Origin of the sequence: Streptomyces sp. NPDC050703 (assembly GCF_040654435.1) — a bacterium.
GTDB lineage: Bacteria > Actinomycetota > Actinomycetes > Streptomycetales > Streptomycetaceae > Streptomyces.
Window position 1 is genome coordinate 76,685 of record NZ_JBFAHX010000021.1, and the last position, 13,745, is coordinate 90,429.

Annotated in this window: 12 protein-coding genes and 2 pseudogenes; 8 read left to right on the top strand and 6 right to left on the bottom strand. The window is 70.4% G+C overall.

Annotated elements, in window-relative coordinates; all coding sequences use genetic code 11:
- Positions 1-183: 183 nt before the first annotated feature.
- From AB0I16_RS20470 to AB0I16_RS20495, 6 genes are read right to left on the bottom strand one after another with little or no spacing between them, the layout of a single operon-like run.
- Positions 184-1,170 (bottom strand): ABC transporter substrate-binding protein, encoded by a 987-nt coding sequence (locus AB0I16_RS20470; protein WP_363250858.1) that lies wholly within the window; start codon positions 1,168-1,170, stop codon positions 184-186.
- A gap of 44 nt (positions 1,171-1,214) precedes the next feature.
- Positions 1,215-1,979: an amino acid ABC transporter ATP-binding protein gene (locus AB0I16_RS20475; RefSeq protein WP_363250859.1), complete on the bottom strand. Its 765-nt coding sequence runs from the start codon at positions 1,977-1,979 to the stop codon at positions 1,215-1,217.
- Entirely contained in the window at positions 1,976-2,998 is a 1,023-nt protein-coding gene (locus AB0I16_RS20480; RefSeq protein WP_363250860.1) for an amino acid ABC transporter permease, read from the bottom strand. The genes AB0I16_RS20475 and AB0I16_RS20480 overlap by 4 nt, the downstream gene beginning before the upstream one ends.
- Positions 2,999-3,019: 21 nt before the next feature.
- Entirely contained in the window at positions 3,020-3,976 is a 957-nt protein-coding gene (locus AB0I16_RS20485; protein ID WP_363250861.1) for an ABC transporter substrate-binding protein, read from the bottom strand.
- On the bottom strand, positions 3,973-4,527 hold the full coding sequence (locus tag AB0I16_RS20490) for a GNAT family N-acetyltransferase (RefSeq protein ID WP_363250862.1): 555 nt from the start codon (positions 4,525-4,527) through the stop codon (positions 3,973-3,975). The genes AB0I16_RS20485 and AB0I16_RS20490 overlap by 4 nt, the downstream gene beginning before the upstream one ends.
- Positions 4,524-5,660, bottom strand: coding sequence for an LLM class flavin-dependent oxidoreductase (locus AB0I16_RS20495; protein ID WP_363250863.1), 1,137 nt, complete (start codon positions 5,658-5,660; stop codon positions 4,524-4,526). The genes AB0I16_RS20490 and AB0I16_RS20495 overlap by 4 nt, the downstream gene beginning before the upstream one ends.
- A gap of 596 nt (positions 5,661-6,256) precedes the next feature.
- Between AB0I16_RS20495 and AB0I16_RS20500 the strand changes: the two genes are divergently transcribed.
- The 8 genes and pseudogenes from AB0I16_RS20500 (at position 6,257) to AB0I16_RS20535 (ending at position 13,664) form a co-directional block, all read left to right on the top strand.
- Complete coding sequence (locus AB0I16_RS20500; RefSeq protein WP_363250864.1) at positions 6,257-7,264, top strand: amino acid ABC transporter permease; 1,008 nt, start codon at positions 6,257-6,259, stop codon at positions 7,262-7,264.
- Positions 7,261-9,276 (top strand): FAD/NAD(P)-binding protein, encoded by a 2,016-nt coding sequence (locus tag AB0I16_RS20505; RefSeq protein WP_363250865.1) that lies wholly within the window; start codon positions 7,261-7,263, stop codon positions 9,274-9,276. Before AB0I16_RS20500 ends, AB0I16_RS20505 begins: the two co-directional genes overlap by 4 nt.
- Positions 9,277-9,547: 271 nt before the next feature.
- Positions 9,548-10,117, top strand: a complete 570-nt coding sequence (locus AB0I16_RS20510; protein WP_363250866.1) for a winged helix-turn-helix domain-containing protein — start codon at positions 9,548-9,550, stop codon at positions 10,115-10,117.
- 13 nt (positions 10,118-10,130) lie between these two features.
- Positions 10,131-10,453, top strand: a pseudogene (locus tag AB0I16_RS20515) (acyl-CoA dehydrogenase); the annotation flags it as partial.
- Positions 10,454-10,713: 260 nt separating this feature from the next.
- On the top strand, positions 10,714-11,496 hold the full coding sequence (locus AB0I16_RS20520) for a sulfite exporter TauE/SafE family protein (protein WP_363250867.1): 783 nt from the start codon (positions 10,714-10,716) through the stop codon (positions 11,494-11,496).
- A 177-nt stretch (positions 11,497-11,673) separates the two neighbouring features.
- A complete protein-coding gene (locus tag AB0I16_RS20525; protein ID WP_363250920.1) occupies positions 11,674-11,766 on the top strand; it encodes a putative leader peptide in 93 nt (30 codons plus the stop codon).
- 318 nt (positions 11,767-12,084) lie between these two features.
- Positions 12,085-12,225: pseudogene (locus AB0I16_RS20530) on the top strand (ABC transporter permease); the annotation flags it as partial.
- Positions 12,226-12,308: 83 nt separating this feature from the next.
- Complete coding sequence (locus tag AB0I16_RS20535; RefSeq protein WP_363250868.1) at positions 12,309-13,664, top strand: LLM class flavin-dependent oxidoreductase; 1,356 nt, start codon at positions 12,309-12,311, stop codon at positions 13,662-13,664.
- Positions 13,665-13,745: the final 81 nt, after the last annotated feature.

Sequence of the window (13,745 nt, forward strand, 5' to 3'; positions counted from 1 at the left end):
CCGGCGGGACGGGGCAGGCCGAGGTGGTGGACCACGGCGGACGGATCGGCGGGTGCCGGGGCCGGAAGGAGGTGGAAGCCGTCGACGCCGGTGGCCTCGTGCCAGTGGGCGAGCGGACCGGCGAGGTCCGCGGCGGCGCCGGTGGGTGCGCAGGCGTCGTACGGCCTGCGGACCCGGGGTCGGCTACTTGTTGGTCCTGGGCAGGCCGGGCGTGTTGATCTCGGACTTGGTCACGGCCTCGTCCGACAGGCCCCAGCGCTTGAGCACCTTGGCGTACGTGCCGTTGTCGATGACGTGGTTGAGGGCGTCGGCGAGCGGCTCGACCAGGCCGCTGTCCTTCTTGGTGGTGGCCGCGATGAGCCCCTGGAGGGTGGAGCCGGCGCCGGAGTAGGTGCCGACGACCTCGGTCTTGCCGGTGGTGGCCGCGTGGTAGGCGGCGGTCGGGTGGGGGCCGAGGTAGAGGTCGACGCGGCCGGACTGGAGGGCGAGGTAGGTGTCGCTCTCGTTCTGGTAGTACTTGATGTTCACCGGCTTGCGGCCGGCCTTCTCGTTCTCCTTGCTCCACTCGATGAGCAGCTTCTCCTGGTTGGTGCCGCTGCCGACCGCGACCGTCCTGCCCGCCACGTCCTCGGGCCCGGTGACCTTCAGGCCGCTGCCCTTCTTCGCCTCGAAGCCCAGGTTGTCCTCGCGGTAGGTGGCGAAGTCGTACTTCTCCTTGCGCTCCTCGGTGACGGTGATGTTGCTGAAGCCGACGTCGTACTTGGCGCTGTCGAGGCCGACGAAGATGTTCTCCCAGGAGACCGTGTTGATGTGCGGCTTGAGGCCGAGCACGTCGGCGACCAGGGAGGCGATGTCGGGCTCGACGCCGATGACGGTCTTGTCGTCGGTGGCGAAGAAGGTCAGGGGCGCGGCGGAGCCGGAGGAGTCGACGATCTCCAGGGTGCCTCTCTCGCGGATCTTCTCCGGGACCTCGGCGGCTATGGAGTCGACCTTGCCGGTGGTGACGCGGTTCTGGTCGGGACTGATGTTGATCTTCGTCTTGCCGCCCGACGTGGCCGCGACCTCGGTCGTGCCGCCGTCGGAGGGGTTGCTGCAGGCGGCGAGGACGAGGGCGGTGGCGAGTCCGAGCGCGGCTGCGGCGGTTCGGCGGCGGGCGAGGGTGGTGGACACGGTCGTTCTCCTTGCGTGGGCGTGCGAAACAGGTGAGGGGCTGGTCAGAGGACCTTGGAGAGGAAGGCGCGGGTGCGCTCGTGCCGCGGGGCGTCCAGCACGGCCGCGGGCGGACCTTGCTCCACGACGACTCCGCCGTCCATGAACACCACGGTGTCGGCGACCTCGCGGGCGAAGCCGATCTCGTGGGTGACGACGATCATGGTGGTTCCGGTGCGCGCCAAGTCCTTGATGACGTCGAGGACCTCACCGACCAGTTCCGGGTCGAGCGCCGAGGTGGGCTCGTCGAAGAGCAGCACCTTCGGTTCGAGGGCGAGCGCACGGGCGATGGCTACGCGCTGCTGCTGGCCGCCGGAGAGCTGCCGCGGGTAGGCGCCCGCCTTGTCGGCGAGGCCGACCCGGTCAAGGAGGCGGCGGGCGGTCTCCTCCGCCTGCTTGCGCGGGCGGCGCAGAGCCGACACGGGGGCCTCGACAAGGTTGTCCAGCACGGTCAGATGCGGGAAGAGGTTGAAGTTCTGGAAGACGAACCCGATGTGGGTGCGCTGCTTCAGTACATCCTTCTCCTTCAGCTCATGCAGCTTGCTCCCGGAGCGGCGGTAGCCGATGAGCTCGCCGTCGATGCTGATCCAGCCGCTGTTGACCTTCTCCAGGTGGTTGATGGTGCGCAGCAGCGTGGACTTCCCCGAGCCGGACGGGCCGAGGACCACGGTGACTTCGCCGGCCCGGACCCGCAGGTCGACGCCGCGCAGTACCTCCAGCGGGCCGAAGCTCTTGTGGACGCCGCGGACGTCTACCATCACCGCGCTCATCGGCTGTCTCCCAAAGGCTTGAGGGGTATGACGGGCTGGTTGCGCTGAGCCGCGGCGGAGCGGAGGCCGCGTACGAAGCGGCGGGCGCGCTGGAGCGGGGTGGGTGGCGGGGTGCGGTTGGCGCCGCGGGCGTAGCGGCGCTCCACGTAGTACTGCGCGATGGACAGCAGGGAGGTGAGGACCACGTACCAGGCGGTGGCGACCAGCAGCAGCGGGATCACCCGGCCGTTGCGGCCGTAGATCACCTGCACCTGGTAGAACAGCTCGCCGATGGACATCACGTAGACCACCGAGGTGCCCTTGAGAAGGCCGATGATCTCGTTACCGGCCGTGGGCAGGATGGCGCGCATCGCCTGCGGCAGCACGATCCGGCGGATCTGCCGCAGCCGGGGAATCCCCAACGCCGCGGCGGCCTCCAGCTGCCCGTGGTCGACGGCGATGACACCACCGCGCACGATCTCGGCGGCGTACGCGGCCTGGTGCAGCGTCAGCCCGATGATGGCCGCGCCCATGGTGCCGATGACGCTGTTGCTGTCGACGGACCAGAACACCGGGCCGAAGGGGACGCCGAAGCCCAGCCTCTCGTACAGCGCGCTCAGGTTGAACCAGAACACCAGCTGGACGATCATCGGGATGGAGCGGAAGATCCAGATATAGGTCCAGGCGACGGTCTGCAGCACCGGGCTGCGCGACAGCCGCATGAAGGCCAGGACGGTGCCGAGGAGGAAGCCCAGCACGGTGGCGTAGGCGGTGAGCTGAAGGGTCACCCACACCGCCCGCACGATCGTCTCGGACAGCACGTAGTCGCGGAAGACACCCCACTCCCAGACCGGGTTGGTGGCCAGACCGTGCACGAACTGGGCGACCAGCACGATCACGGCGACGGCCGCCACCCAGCGGGCGTAGTGGGGGGCGGGGACGACCTTGAGGGTGGCCGGATCGTCCGGGGCGGGCGCGGCCCCGGGGCCGGTGCCCGGGGTGGCCGCGCCGGGCGGCGCGGTGTCGGTGGTGGATGCCATCGTGGTGTTCCTGCTCAACTCTCAGGTGTGCTCGGGCGGGTTGATCCGCGACGCGTCGATCGCGGAGGCGGAGGTGCCCCACTTCTTGAGGATTCGGGCGTACGTGCCGTCCTTGATCAGCTCTCTGACGGCGGCCTGGAAGGCCTTGGTGAGTGGGGAGCCCTTCTTGAAGGCGAAGCCGACGTCGAGGCGGTGGAACTCGCCGAGGAAGGTGGTCCGGGAGGCGGGCTGTGCCGCCTGGTGGCGCAGGCCGTTGATGGTCGACATGATCACGTCGATCCGGCCCTGCTGGAGTGCGGTGAGGGTCGCCGCGTTCTCCGAGTAGACCTTCACGTCGTACGGCTTCTTGCCCGCCCTCGCGCACACGCCCTTCCGCGCGGTGAGGGTGGCCGCGAAGGTGGTGCCGGCGCCGGTGCCGATGGTCAGCCCGCACAGCTGGGTGAGGCCGGTGACCTTCTTGCCGAGGGCGGTGTTGCCCGTCTTCACCGCGAAGCCCTGGCCGTCGTTGATGTAGGTGACGAAGTCGATGGTCCTCAGGCGTTCGGTGGTGACCCCGAAGTTGCCGGTCCCGAAGTCGTACTTGCCGCTGCCCAGGGCGGGCAGGATCGTCTCGAAGGAGGCGTCCTGCCGCTCCAGCTTCACGCCGAGGACCCTGGCCACCGCGTCGGCGAGGTCGATGTCCTGGCCTGCGGGTGGCTTGTCCTGCCCGTTCGGGTAGTACGCCCCGGGCGGGGACCCGATCGAACTGCCGACGCGAAGCGTGCCCGCTGTGCGGACGTCGGCGGGCAGCAGGGCGGCGACGGAGTCCACCTTGCGGACGGCGGCGACCGGGTCGTCGGTCGGCGCGGGAGATGCCTGGGCGCCCGCCGGTGTGGTGCCGGAGGTGGCGCCGGAGCCACAGGCGGTCAGCGCCAGTACGGGCAGCAGCGCGACGGTCGCGGCGACGCGCAGGCGGGTTCTGATCGGGCGAGGGTTCACAGGTCGGCTGCCTTTCCCGTGCGTGCTGTGCGTGCTGTGCGTGCTTCGGCCGGCAGATGCTTCTCGAAGGGCAGCGGGCCGATGGTTTCCGGGTCGGCCTCGGTGTCGAACAGCGGTGTGTAGCCGGTGGCCAGGTACAGGCCGCGGGCCTCGGGCTGGCGTGGTCCGGTGGTCAGGTGGATCCGCCGGTAGCCGCGTGTGCCCGCCTCGCGTTCCAGCTCGGCGATGACGCGGCGGGCGAGGCCGCGCCGCCGGTGGGCGGAGTGGGTCCAGATCCGCTTCAGTTCGGCGGTGGTCGCGTCGTACCGCCGGAAGGCGCCGCCTGCGACGGGCTCGCCGCGCTCCAGCAGCAGGAGCAGCAGGCCGCCGTACTGTTCGGTGAACTCCTCGTCGGGGTAGCGGGAGATCTCGGCGTGGGCGTCCTTGCCGTAGCGCGTGGAGTACTCGTGCCCGAGTTCGCGCAGCAGGGGTCTCACGCGCGGGTCCGAGACAGGGACCTGAAGAACCGTCAGATCCGCTGTCCACGACGGCGGTTGGGCTACCGAGGTCATTCGTCCACCGCCACAAGGGTGTGCGTCCCGCGTGCCGCCCGCTCGGCGTCGCGCTTGGCGACCTCCTCCCGGACGATCGGGATGACGTACCGGCCGAAGTCGATGGCGTCGCCCAGCAGGTCGTAGCCGCGGGCGGAGAGGATGTCGACGCCGAGGTCGTAGTAGTCGAGCAGCGCCTCGGCGACCGTCTCGGGGGTGCCGACCAAGGCGTTGGAGTTGCCCGCGCCGCCGGTGGCGGCGGCGGTCGGGGTCCACAGGGCGCGGTCGTAGCGCTCCCCCGCCTCGGCGATGACGAGCAGCCGTTGCGAGCCGGTGTTCTCGGGCTGTGCGTGGCCGTTGTGGCGCTTGGTGATCGCCTCGCCGCGCTGCCTGCGGGCCTTGATCGCGCCGACCGTGCGGTGGGCCTTTTCCCAGGCCAGTTCCTCGGTCGGGGCGATGATCGGGCGGAAGGCGACCTGGATGCGGGGCGGGTCGGTGCGGCCCGCGGCCTCCGCTGCGGCCTTGACGTTCTCGATCTGCTCGGCGGTCTTCGCGATGGGCTCGCCCCACAGGCAGTAGATGTCGGCCTCGGCACCTCCGGCGGCGTACGCGGCAGGGGACGAGCCGCCGAACGAGACCTTCGGGCGCGGCCGTTGGACGGGGAAGACGTCGCTGACGAAATCGTGGAAGCGATAGTGCTCGCCCTCGTGGTCGAAGGGCTCGTGGGTGGTCCAGATCTTCTTGACGATCCGGATGTACTCGCGGGTGCGGGCGTAGCGCTCGTCCTTGGTGAGGGTGTCGCCCTCGCGGCCCTGCTCGTGGTCGTTGCCGCCGGTGATGAAGTGCACGGTCAGCCGGCCTTCACTGATCTGGTCGAGGGTGGCGAAGGTCTTGGCGGCGAAGGTGGGGTAGGAGACGTTCGGCCGGTGGGCGAGGAGAATCTGGAGGCGGTCCAGCCTGCTCGCGATGTACGCGGCTGCCGGTGCGGGGTCCGGCGATCCGGAGCCGTAGGCGAACAGCACCCGGTCCCAGCCGTGGTCCTCGTGCGCCCGGGCGAGCCGGAGCGTGTACTCCTTGTCGAACGCGGCGCCGGAGCGCGGCGTGGTCTCGGAGCCGTCATGGGTAGCGGCGATGCCGAGGAACTCCACGGGCATGGGCATGGCCTTTCAGGGATTGCGGCGGCACGCGGGCATGGCGGAATCGCCTTGCGTGCGGGCATGGGCGAACGGACCGTCAGGCAGACGGTTCGGTGCAGTCGTGACGACGTCGAGCGTCGGGAGAAGCAGAGCTGCGGCAGCGCGCGTGAGGAGAGAACTCGGCCCGCGACGGGGTCACCGAGGGAGGGAAGGGCCGGTCAGACGGCCCGCTGCCGAGTCAGGCGCAACACGCGGCCGACCACACCCGACCGAAGTCGATGTGATCGCGCGAGACCAAGCGCTGCTGGGCATTCATGCGACCAATTGAGCAGTACATCGTGGCGCTCGTCAAGCAGCGCCCGGATGCCGGACCGCCTGGACGCGCCCTGCGCAGGGCACTGTTGACACATCGATCCCCTGGGCACATACGATCGACAGCGGATCGGCCGCCCTGCCCGGCGGCCCTCCCGGGCCGCGTTGAGGGACGCGGCGAATGTGACGACGCCGAGCCCCGGCCGCACCGTATGCACGCAGCGCCTGTGCCGTTGCGCTCCCTGCGAGTGCCGCCGGGTGGTCACCCACGCCTGCGATTCCCTCCCCCGGAGAGCCTCTCGATGGTCACCCCTTCCGAAGTCACGCCGGCCCCTGTGACGAAACCCCCGAAACGGGCGAGCGCCCCTGGCTCCGACGTGCCGCGGATCGTGCCGCGCCGGCACGTCGGCCGGTGGCTGACCGCCGCGGTCGCGCTGCTGCTGTTCGCGATGGTGCTCAACTCCGTCGTCCGCAACCAGGCTTTCCAATGGAGCGTGGTGGGCCGGTACTTCACCACCGCCGCCGTGCTCGACGGACTGCTGCTCTCCCTGTGGCTGACGGCTGTGGTGATGGTGCTCGGCTTTCTGCTCGGCACCGTGCTCGCGGTGATGCGGCTCTCCGCCAACCCGGTGCTGCGCGGCCTGAGTTGGGGCTACGTGTGGATCTTCCGGTCCACGCCGCTGCTGGTGCAGCTGCTGTTCTGGTTCAACATCGGCGCCCTGTATCCGACGCTGGGCCTCGGCATCCCGTTCGGCCCGCAGTTCCTCACCGTCAAGACGGTCAACCTGCTCGGCCCCACCCTGACCGCCGTCATCGGCCTGACCCTGCACGAGACCGCCTACGCCGCCGAGGTGGTGCGCGGCGGCATTCTCTCCGTGGACCCCGGGCAGACCGAGGCAGCCCATGCCCTCGGGCTGAGCAGATACCGCACCCTGTGCCGGATCGTCGTCCCCCAGGCGATGCGCTCCATCGTGCCCACGGCCGGGAACATGCTGATCGGCACGCTCAAGGGCACCAGCATCGTCAGCGTGCTGGCCGTGCACGACCTACTGTATTCGGTGCAGCTCATCTACAACCAGACTTACCAGGTCATCCCGCTGCTGATGGTCGCCACCCTCTGGTACATCGCGGTCACCACAGTGCTCGGCGCGGGCCAGTTCTACGTCGAGCGGTACTACGCCCGCGGCAACTCCCGCGCCCTGCCGCCGACACCACTGCAGCGGCTGCGCGGCCACCTGACCGCCGTGCGCCACCGACTGAGCGCGGCGACCGCTGCCGACGCCCGGCCGGCGATCGGCGGTGACCGGTGAGCAGCACCCCTTCGCCGGCCGTCCTGGTCGTCGTCGGCGCGGGGCCGCGCGCCACGGGCCTGCTGGAGCGCATCGCCGCCAACGCGCCCGAACTGTGGGACGGTGTACGGGCGTTGCGCATCCACCTGGTGGACCCGCATCCGCCGGGTCCGGGACGCATCTGGCGCCACGAACAGTCGGCGCTGCTGCGGATGAACTCCATGGCCGAGGACGTCACCATGTTCACCGACGAGTCCTCCACGATCGACGGCCCGGTACAGCCGGGCCCCTCGCTCGCCGAGTGGGCCGCCCAGTTCTCCGGCCGGAGCCCGCACCACGCCCCGTACTCCCCCAAGCTCTCGACCTCGCTCGACCAGGGGGTACCCCCACCACCCGCCGACCCGGAGGTGCTCGCCGAACTGCGCTCGCTCGACGGGTCCGACTTCCCCACACGCCGCGCCCAGAGCGCCTACCTGGACTGGGTGTTCCGCAGGACGCTGGCCCAGCTGCCGCCCACCGTCACGGTCGAGTGGCACCCCACCACCGCGACCGCCGTCACCGGCCCCCCGGACGGCCCGCAGCAGGTGCACCTCGCCGACCGTGCCACGCCGCTCACCGCCGACCTGGTGATCCTGGCCCAGGGACACCTCGGCTCCACTCCGTCCGCCGAGTACCGTGACCACGCCGCCTTCGCCCGCCGGCACGGCCGCTTCCACCTCCCGCCCGAGTTCTCCGCCGACACCGACCTGTCCGCACTGCGCCCCGGCGAACACGTCATCCTGCGCGGCTTCGGGTTGGCCTTCATCGACCTGATGACCCTGCTCACCGAGGGACGCGGCGGCGCCTTCCGCACCGAGCCCGACGGCACCCTCACCTACCTCCCGTCCGGCCGCGAGCCCGTCCTCCACGTCGGATCGCGGCGCGGAGTGCCGTACCACTCCAAGACCCGCTACCGCCTCCAGGGCCCCCGTCCCCCGCTGCCGCGCCACTTCGGCCCCGAGGCGGTCGACGCGCTGCTCGTCCAGGGCCGCCCGCTGGACCTGCGGGACGACGTGTGGCCGCTGATGGCCAAGGAGATCGGCTTCGGCCACTACCACGAGCTGTTCCACGCCCACCCGGAGCGCACCGCCCTTCCTTGGCCGGAGTTCTCCGCCGTGTACGACCGCCTGGGCTGGTACGCCGGCGAGATGGCCGCCCTGGTTGTCACGGCCGTACCCGATCCGGCGGACAGGCTGAACTTCGAAGCCCTGGACCACCCGCTGGACGGCCTCGCCTTCCCCACACCGGACGCCTTCCAGGACCACCTGCGCGACCACATCGCCCAGGACGTCACCCGCCGCGAGGACCCGGAGTCCAGCGCCGACCTCGGAGCGTTCCTCGCCTTGCTCTCCGTCTACGGCCAACTGCCCCGCCTCGTCGCCTCCGGTCGTCTCACCGCCCGCTCGGTCGCCGACGACCTCGACGGCTGGTGGCACGGCTTCTTCAGCTTCCTCGCCTCCGGTCCGCCCGGCTTCCGCCTGCGCCAACTCCTCGCGCTGTCCCAGGCCGGCATCGTCCACTTCCTGGGGGCAGGTATCCGCATCGCCACCGACGCGACGAGCGGCACCTTCACCGCGACCAGCACCACCGTCCCCGGCCACACCACCCACGCCACGGCCCTGATCGAGGCGTACCTGCCGGGCACCTCCCTGGCCCATACCGAGGACCCACTCCTGCGGGGCCTGTACCGGGAAGGCTCACTCGCCGAGGAGGTCATCGCCGACCCCACCCACACCCACCGCTCCGGCCTGCTCGCCGTCTCCCCCACGGACGGCCACGTCCTCGACCCGTCCCTCGACAGCCCCCATCCCCGCCGCATCGCCCTCGGCGCCGCCACCAACAGCCGGGCTGTCGCCGCCTTCGCCCGCCCCCGCACCAACGCGCCGGCCTTCCGCCAGAACGACGCGGTCGCCCGCGCCCTCCTGCGTGCCCTGAGCGCCACCGAGGCTGGGACAGCGACGTCTCCGGTGGACGGCCGACCTCTCAGAGTGTGAGACCTTCCCGCCTTTTCCTACGGAGTTACTAGGGAAGCCTTGACGGCGTCTGCCGGGGATGCGCAGGATGATGAACATGTCCCGTAAGCAGCAACGACTCGTTCGTCGTCGGCATGTCGACTTTGGTCACGTCGTCAGCGCCGCCTGCTGCCGCGCGTAAGGCACGCGACTCGCACCTTCGCCCGCGCCGCTCCGCTCCCCCTTCCCAGGCGATCAGACGAAGTCACCCACTGCGCCTGACGGCCCGACACACTTCCGAGGGACAACCGCCATGACCACGGCTCTTCCGGCCCAGGCCACCCCACACGATCCACTCCTCTCCGACACACCCCGTCTTCGCCTGGTGGGCGACACCGCTCAGCGAGACACCCAGGGACACACTTCCGCGCCGCTCGTCGGCTACCTCGTGCTCGTCCCCGAGGGCACCGATCCCACCGAGCTCTTCGCCAAGGACAGGCCGCGGCCCGAGATCCGACCGGTCGCCGCCGCAGGCCCGGCCCCTGTCCAGCGGACGGCAGACGACGTCGTCCGCATTGATCCGGCGCGACATGTCGCCGAGGTCGACGGACGTGAACTCGACCTCACGTACCTGGAGTTCGCGCTGCTGGCACATCTCGTCCAGCATCCCCACCACGTACAGACCCGTGATCGGCTGGTGGCCACCGTCTGGGGCTACGACCACATCGGCGACGGCCGCACCGTGGATGTCCACATCGCCCGCCTGCGCCGCAAGCTGGGCAGAACTCACCGGCACCGCATCGTCACCGTTCGGCGCGTGGGCTACAAGTACGTGCCCGACCAGCGGGGAAGCCTCAACGCCGCGCCCAGCGGCCGACCTTGAGAAGACCGCTTCCATGGGCCTTGCCTCCGCGCCGTCCCGCCCCGCCTCGCCGTCCGAACGAACCGGGCCCCGGCCATGCGCACTGGCTGCGCGAAGCGGGACTGCTGACGCTCCTGACGCCGACCGAGTCCCAGGGCGGCGGCGCGGACTGGCCCATGGCCTACTCCGTCGTCCGGGAGATAGCCGCCTCCGACGGCGCAATCGGTCGACTGCTCGGCTGTCACTACTTCCAGTCGCCTGTCGTGGAGCGCCCGGTTCTGCTGCACCACCGGGGTCCTGGCCGCCGGTCGTCTCGCCGTGCGTGCCGTGCGTGCCGTGCGGCAGGACACGGGTGAAACGCGGGCGGCGCAGCAGTCCACCACCCGCGCCCTCGACATCATCGGTCGCCCACCCTCCGTTCGTCCTGCCCGCCTGATCCGGGAGGCGGGGACGCTCAGGGAGACCGATTCCAAAGACCGATTCCGTAGTCCCACCCATGCCCAAGCGGAACGATCTGCTGCCAGGGCCCCTCGCCACCGGGGGACTCAGCAGCCCTGTGGGCCGGCGACAGGGACCACGGCGGCGATACCGGCCGGACATTCGAATCGGAGGGCTGCGTGACGTGGTCAACGGGGCTGGCCGGGCTGGCGGTCGGCCTGCTCATAGCGGTGGTGACCGCGCCCGTGGGGGTGTCGGGTGCGGTGTTCCTGCTGCCCGTGCAGTTGAGCGTCCTCGGTGTGCCCAACCCGGCCATCACACCCACCAACCTGCTGTTCAACGTGGTGGCCGGGCCCGGCGCCCTGCTGCGCTACCGCCGCGAGGGCCTCCTGTACGGTCCGCTGACGCGGCGCCTGGTCACCGGCACGCTGCCCGGGGTGGTCATCGGCGCCGTCATACGGGTCTTCGCCGTCCCGGGGGCCACCGCCTTCCGCCTTCTGGTCGCCGCTCTGCTGATGCCACTGGGCCTGTGGCTCATCGGGCGCACCCTCCGACCCACCCGGCCGGCCCGGGCCGCGGAACCCTCACGCCGGGCCATCACCGGAATGGCCCTGGTCGTCGGGGTCGTCGGCGGGATCTACGGGATCGGCGGCGGATCGATCCTCGGCCCCATACTGGTCGGCCGGGGTATGTCCGTCGCCCGCGTGGCACCAGCCGCCCTCGCCTCCACGTTCACCACCTCCGTGACCGGGGCCGCGGCCTTCGCGCTGCTCTCCCTGACGAGCTCCGGTGACATCGCCCCTGACTGGTACCTCGGTCTGGCCTGCGGCCTCGGCGGACTGATCGGCGGCTACCTCGGGGCACACCTGCAACCTCGGCTGCCCGAAACGGCACTGCGTCTCCTGCTCGGCGCCCTGGCTACCGCCCTCGGCGCCCTCTACGCCGTGCAGTCTCTGCGCTGACGGCGGTGACGGCGGTGACGGCGGTGACGGCACGAACGGCAGTCACCACGCCACCCGCCACCCCCGTCCGGAGAATTGTGAACGCCGCGCTTCATTGGCATGTCGGACTGTTGAGAACATAAGGCGCATACGCAAGCGATATTGACCTGGCTGGATTTCGCTGCGACTTTCGTGGCTGTGAGCAAGTCCGAGACCCTCGCCGCGCGCCTGCACGTCGATCTGCGACGTCAGGCCAGCGCCATCTGTGCCGCCGGTCGCCGTACTCACTGACAGGCGCAGCTCCCCTTCGCTCCCTATCACGGTCGGCTTCTACGCAAGCTGCTGCCTCTGCCTTTTCAACAGACGTCGGCCCTCGCCATGGCCATTTCTGCTGAGGCCGCTTCTCCGCCGTTCGACGCCTGCCCTTTCCTCTCCCCGTTTCCCGTTTCCCGTTTCCCGTTTCCCGAACAGGAGCCTGCCATGGCCGTTACGGCGTCGGCCCGACGTCACTTCCTCACCCTTCTCGGTCTTTCGGCGGTGTCGGTGAGCTGCGGCACGGCCGCGTCCGGAACACCGGCAGCCAAGGACCGGACCAGGACACTGAGATGCAACGCCTCGCAGTTCACCTTCGCGATCCCGCGGATGTACGCGGGCATCATCACGGTCTCCGCCATCGGCGTGATCTTCAACCAGCTCCTGGTGACCGTGGAACGGCGGCTCAGCTCCTGGCGCGTACCCGCCGGCAACTGACCCGCCTCCGCCCTCTCCTCCCCCTCTCCTCCGCCCTTCCCCTGTCACCCGCTCGTCTCGCTGCCCCCGATCCGAGGAACCCCATGACCGCGCCCAGACCCCGTCAGCTGCATCTCAACGCCTTCCTCATGAACGCGGGCCACCACGACGCCGCCTGGCGGCACCCGCGCACCCAGCCCGAACGCGTCACCGACCTGCGCTACTTCCAGCACCTCGCGCAGACCGCCGAGCGCGGCCTGCTCGACTCCGTCTTCCTCGCCGACGGTCTCGCCCTGTGGGGCAAGGTCCGGCACAACGCCCTCGGCGGCTTCGAACCGCTCACCCTGCTGTCCGCGCTGGCGGCGGTCACCGAGCACGTCGGCCTGATCGCCACTGTGTCCACCACCTTCAACGAGCCCTTCCACACCGCCCGCAAGTTCGCCTCCCTGGACCACATCAGCGGGGGCCGGGCCGGCTGGAACATCGTCACCTCCGGCACCGTGAACGAGGCCCGCAACTTCGGGCAGGACGAACACCTGGAGCACGGGCTGCGCTACGAGCGGGCGCGGGAGTTCGTCGAGGTCGCCACCAAGCTGTGGGACAGCTGGGAGGACGACGCGATCCTCCTCGATCGGGAGAGCGGTGTGTACGCCGACACCGACAAGGTGCGGGAGATCAACCACCGCGGTGCATACTTCGGGGTGCAGGGCCCCCTGAACGTACCGCGCAGCCCGCAAGGACACCCGCTGCTGGTGCAGGCCGGTTCGTCGGAGGACGGCAAGGAGTTCGCCGCCCGGTACGCCGAAGCCGTCTTCACCGCCCAGCAGACCCTCGCCGACGGCCAGACCTTCTACAAGGACCTCAAGTCCCGGCTCGCCCGGTACGGCCGCTCCGGACACCAATTGCTGGTGCTCCCCGGCATCGCGCCCGTCATCGGCTCCACGGAGGCCGAAGCTCGCGCACTGGAACAGGAGCTGACGAACCTCCAGGTTCCGGAGTACGGGCTCGCCCAGCTCTCCGGGATGCTCGGCACCGACCTGACCGGACTGCCGCTGGACGGGCCGCTGCCCGAGCTGCCCGGAGAACGGGACATCAACGGCAACAAGAGCCGCTTCACCCTCGTCGCCGAACTCGCCCGCCGCGACGGCCTCACCCTGCGCCAGCTCATCGCCCGCCTCGGTGCCGGACGTGGTCACCGTGTCTTCGCCGGTACGCCGGAGCAGACAGCGGACGAGATCGAGGAGTGGTTCACCGAGGGTGCCGCCGACGGCTTCAACATCATGCCGCCCCATCTGCCGGGCGGTCTGGAGGACTTCGTCGACCACGTCGTACCGATCCTGCAGCGGCGGGGGCTGTTTCGTACCGAGTACACCGGCCGCACCCTGCGCGAGAACTACGGCCTGGCCCGCCCCGCCAACCGGCTGGCACCGGCCGCCGCGGGAGAGGAAGCGGCCGTATGACCGGTCTCGACCTCACCACGGACGTCCTGGTGGCCGGCGGCGGTGGCCCCGCCGCCTCCGCCGGAACCGGCGTCTGGTACG

What these genes read in the sequence shown, in the direction of transcription:
- AB0I16_RS20490 (WP_363250862.1), bottom strand. Translation starts at nt 4,527, where the DNA reads ATGACCTCGGTAGCCCAACCGCCGTCGTGGACAGCGGATCTGACGGTT.
- AB0I16_RS20480 (WP_363250860.1), bottom strand. Translation starts at nt 2,998, where the DNA reads ATGGCATCCACCACCGACACCGCGCCGCCCGGCGCGGCCACCCCGGGC.
- AB0I16_RS20510 (WP_363250866.1), top strand. Translation starts at nt 9,548, where the DNA reads ATGACCACGGCTCTTCCGGCCCAGGCCACCCCACACGATCCACTCCTC.
- AB0I16_RS20495 (WP_363250863.1), bottom strand. Translation starts at nt 5,660, where the DNA reads ATGCCCGTGGAGTTCCTCGGCATCGCCGCTACCCATGACGGCTCCGAG.
- AB0I16_RS20535 (WP_363250868.1), top strand. Translation starts at nt 12,309, where the DNA reads ATGACCGCGCCCAGACCCCGTCAGCTGCATCTCAACGCCTTCCTCATG.
- AB0I16_RS20475 (WP_363250859.1), bottom strand. Translation starts at nt 1,979, where the DNA reads ATGAGCGCGGTGATGGTAGACGTCCGCGGCGTCCACAAGAGCTTCGGC.
- AB0I16_RS20500 (WP_363250864.1), top strand. Translation starts at nt 6,257, where the DNA reads ATGGTCACCCCTTCCGAAGTCACGCCGGCCCCTGTGACGAAACCCCCG.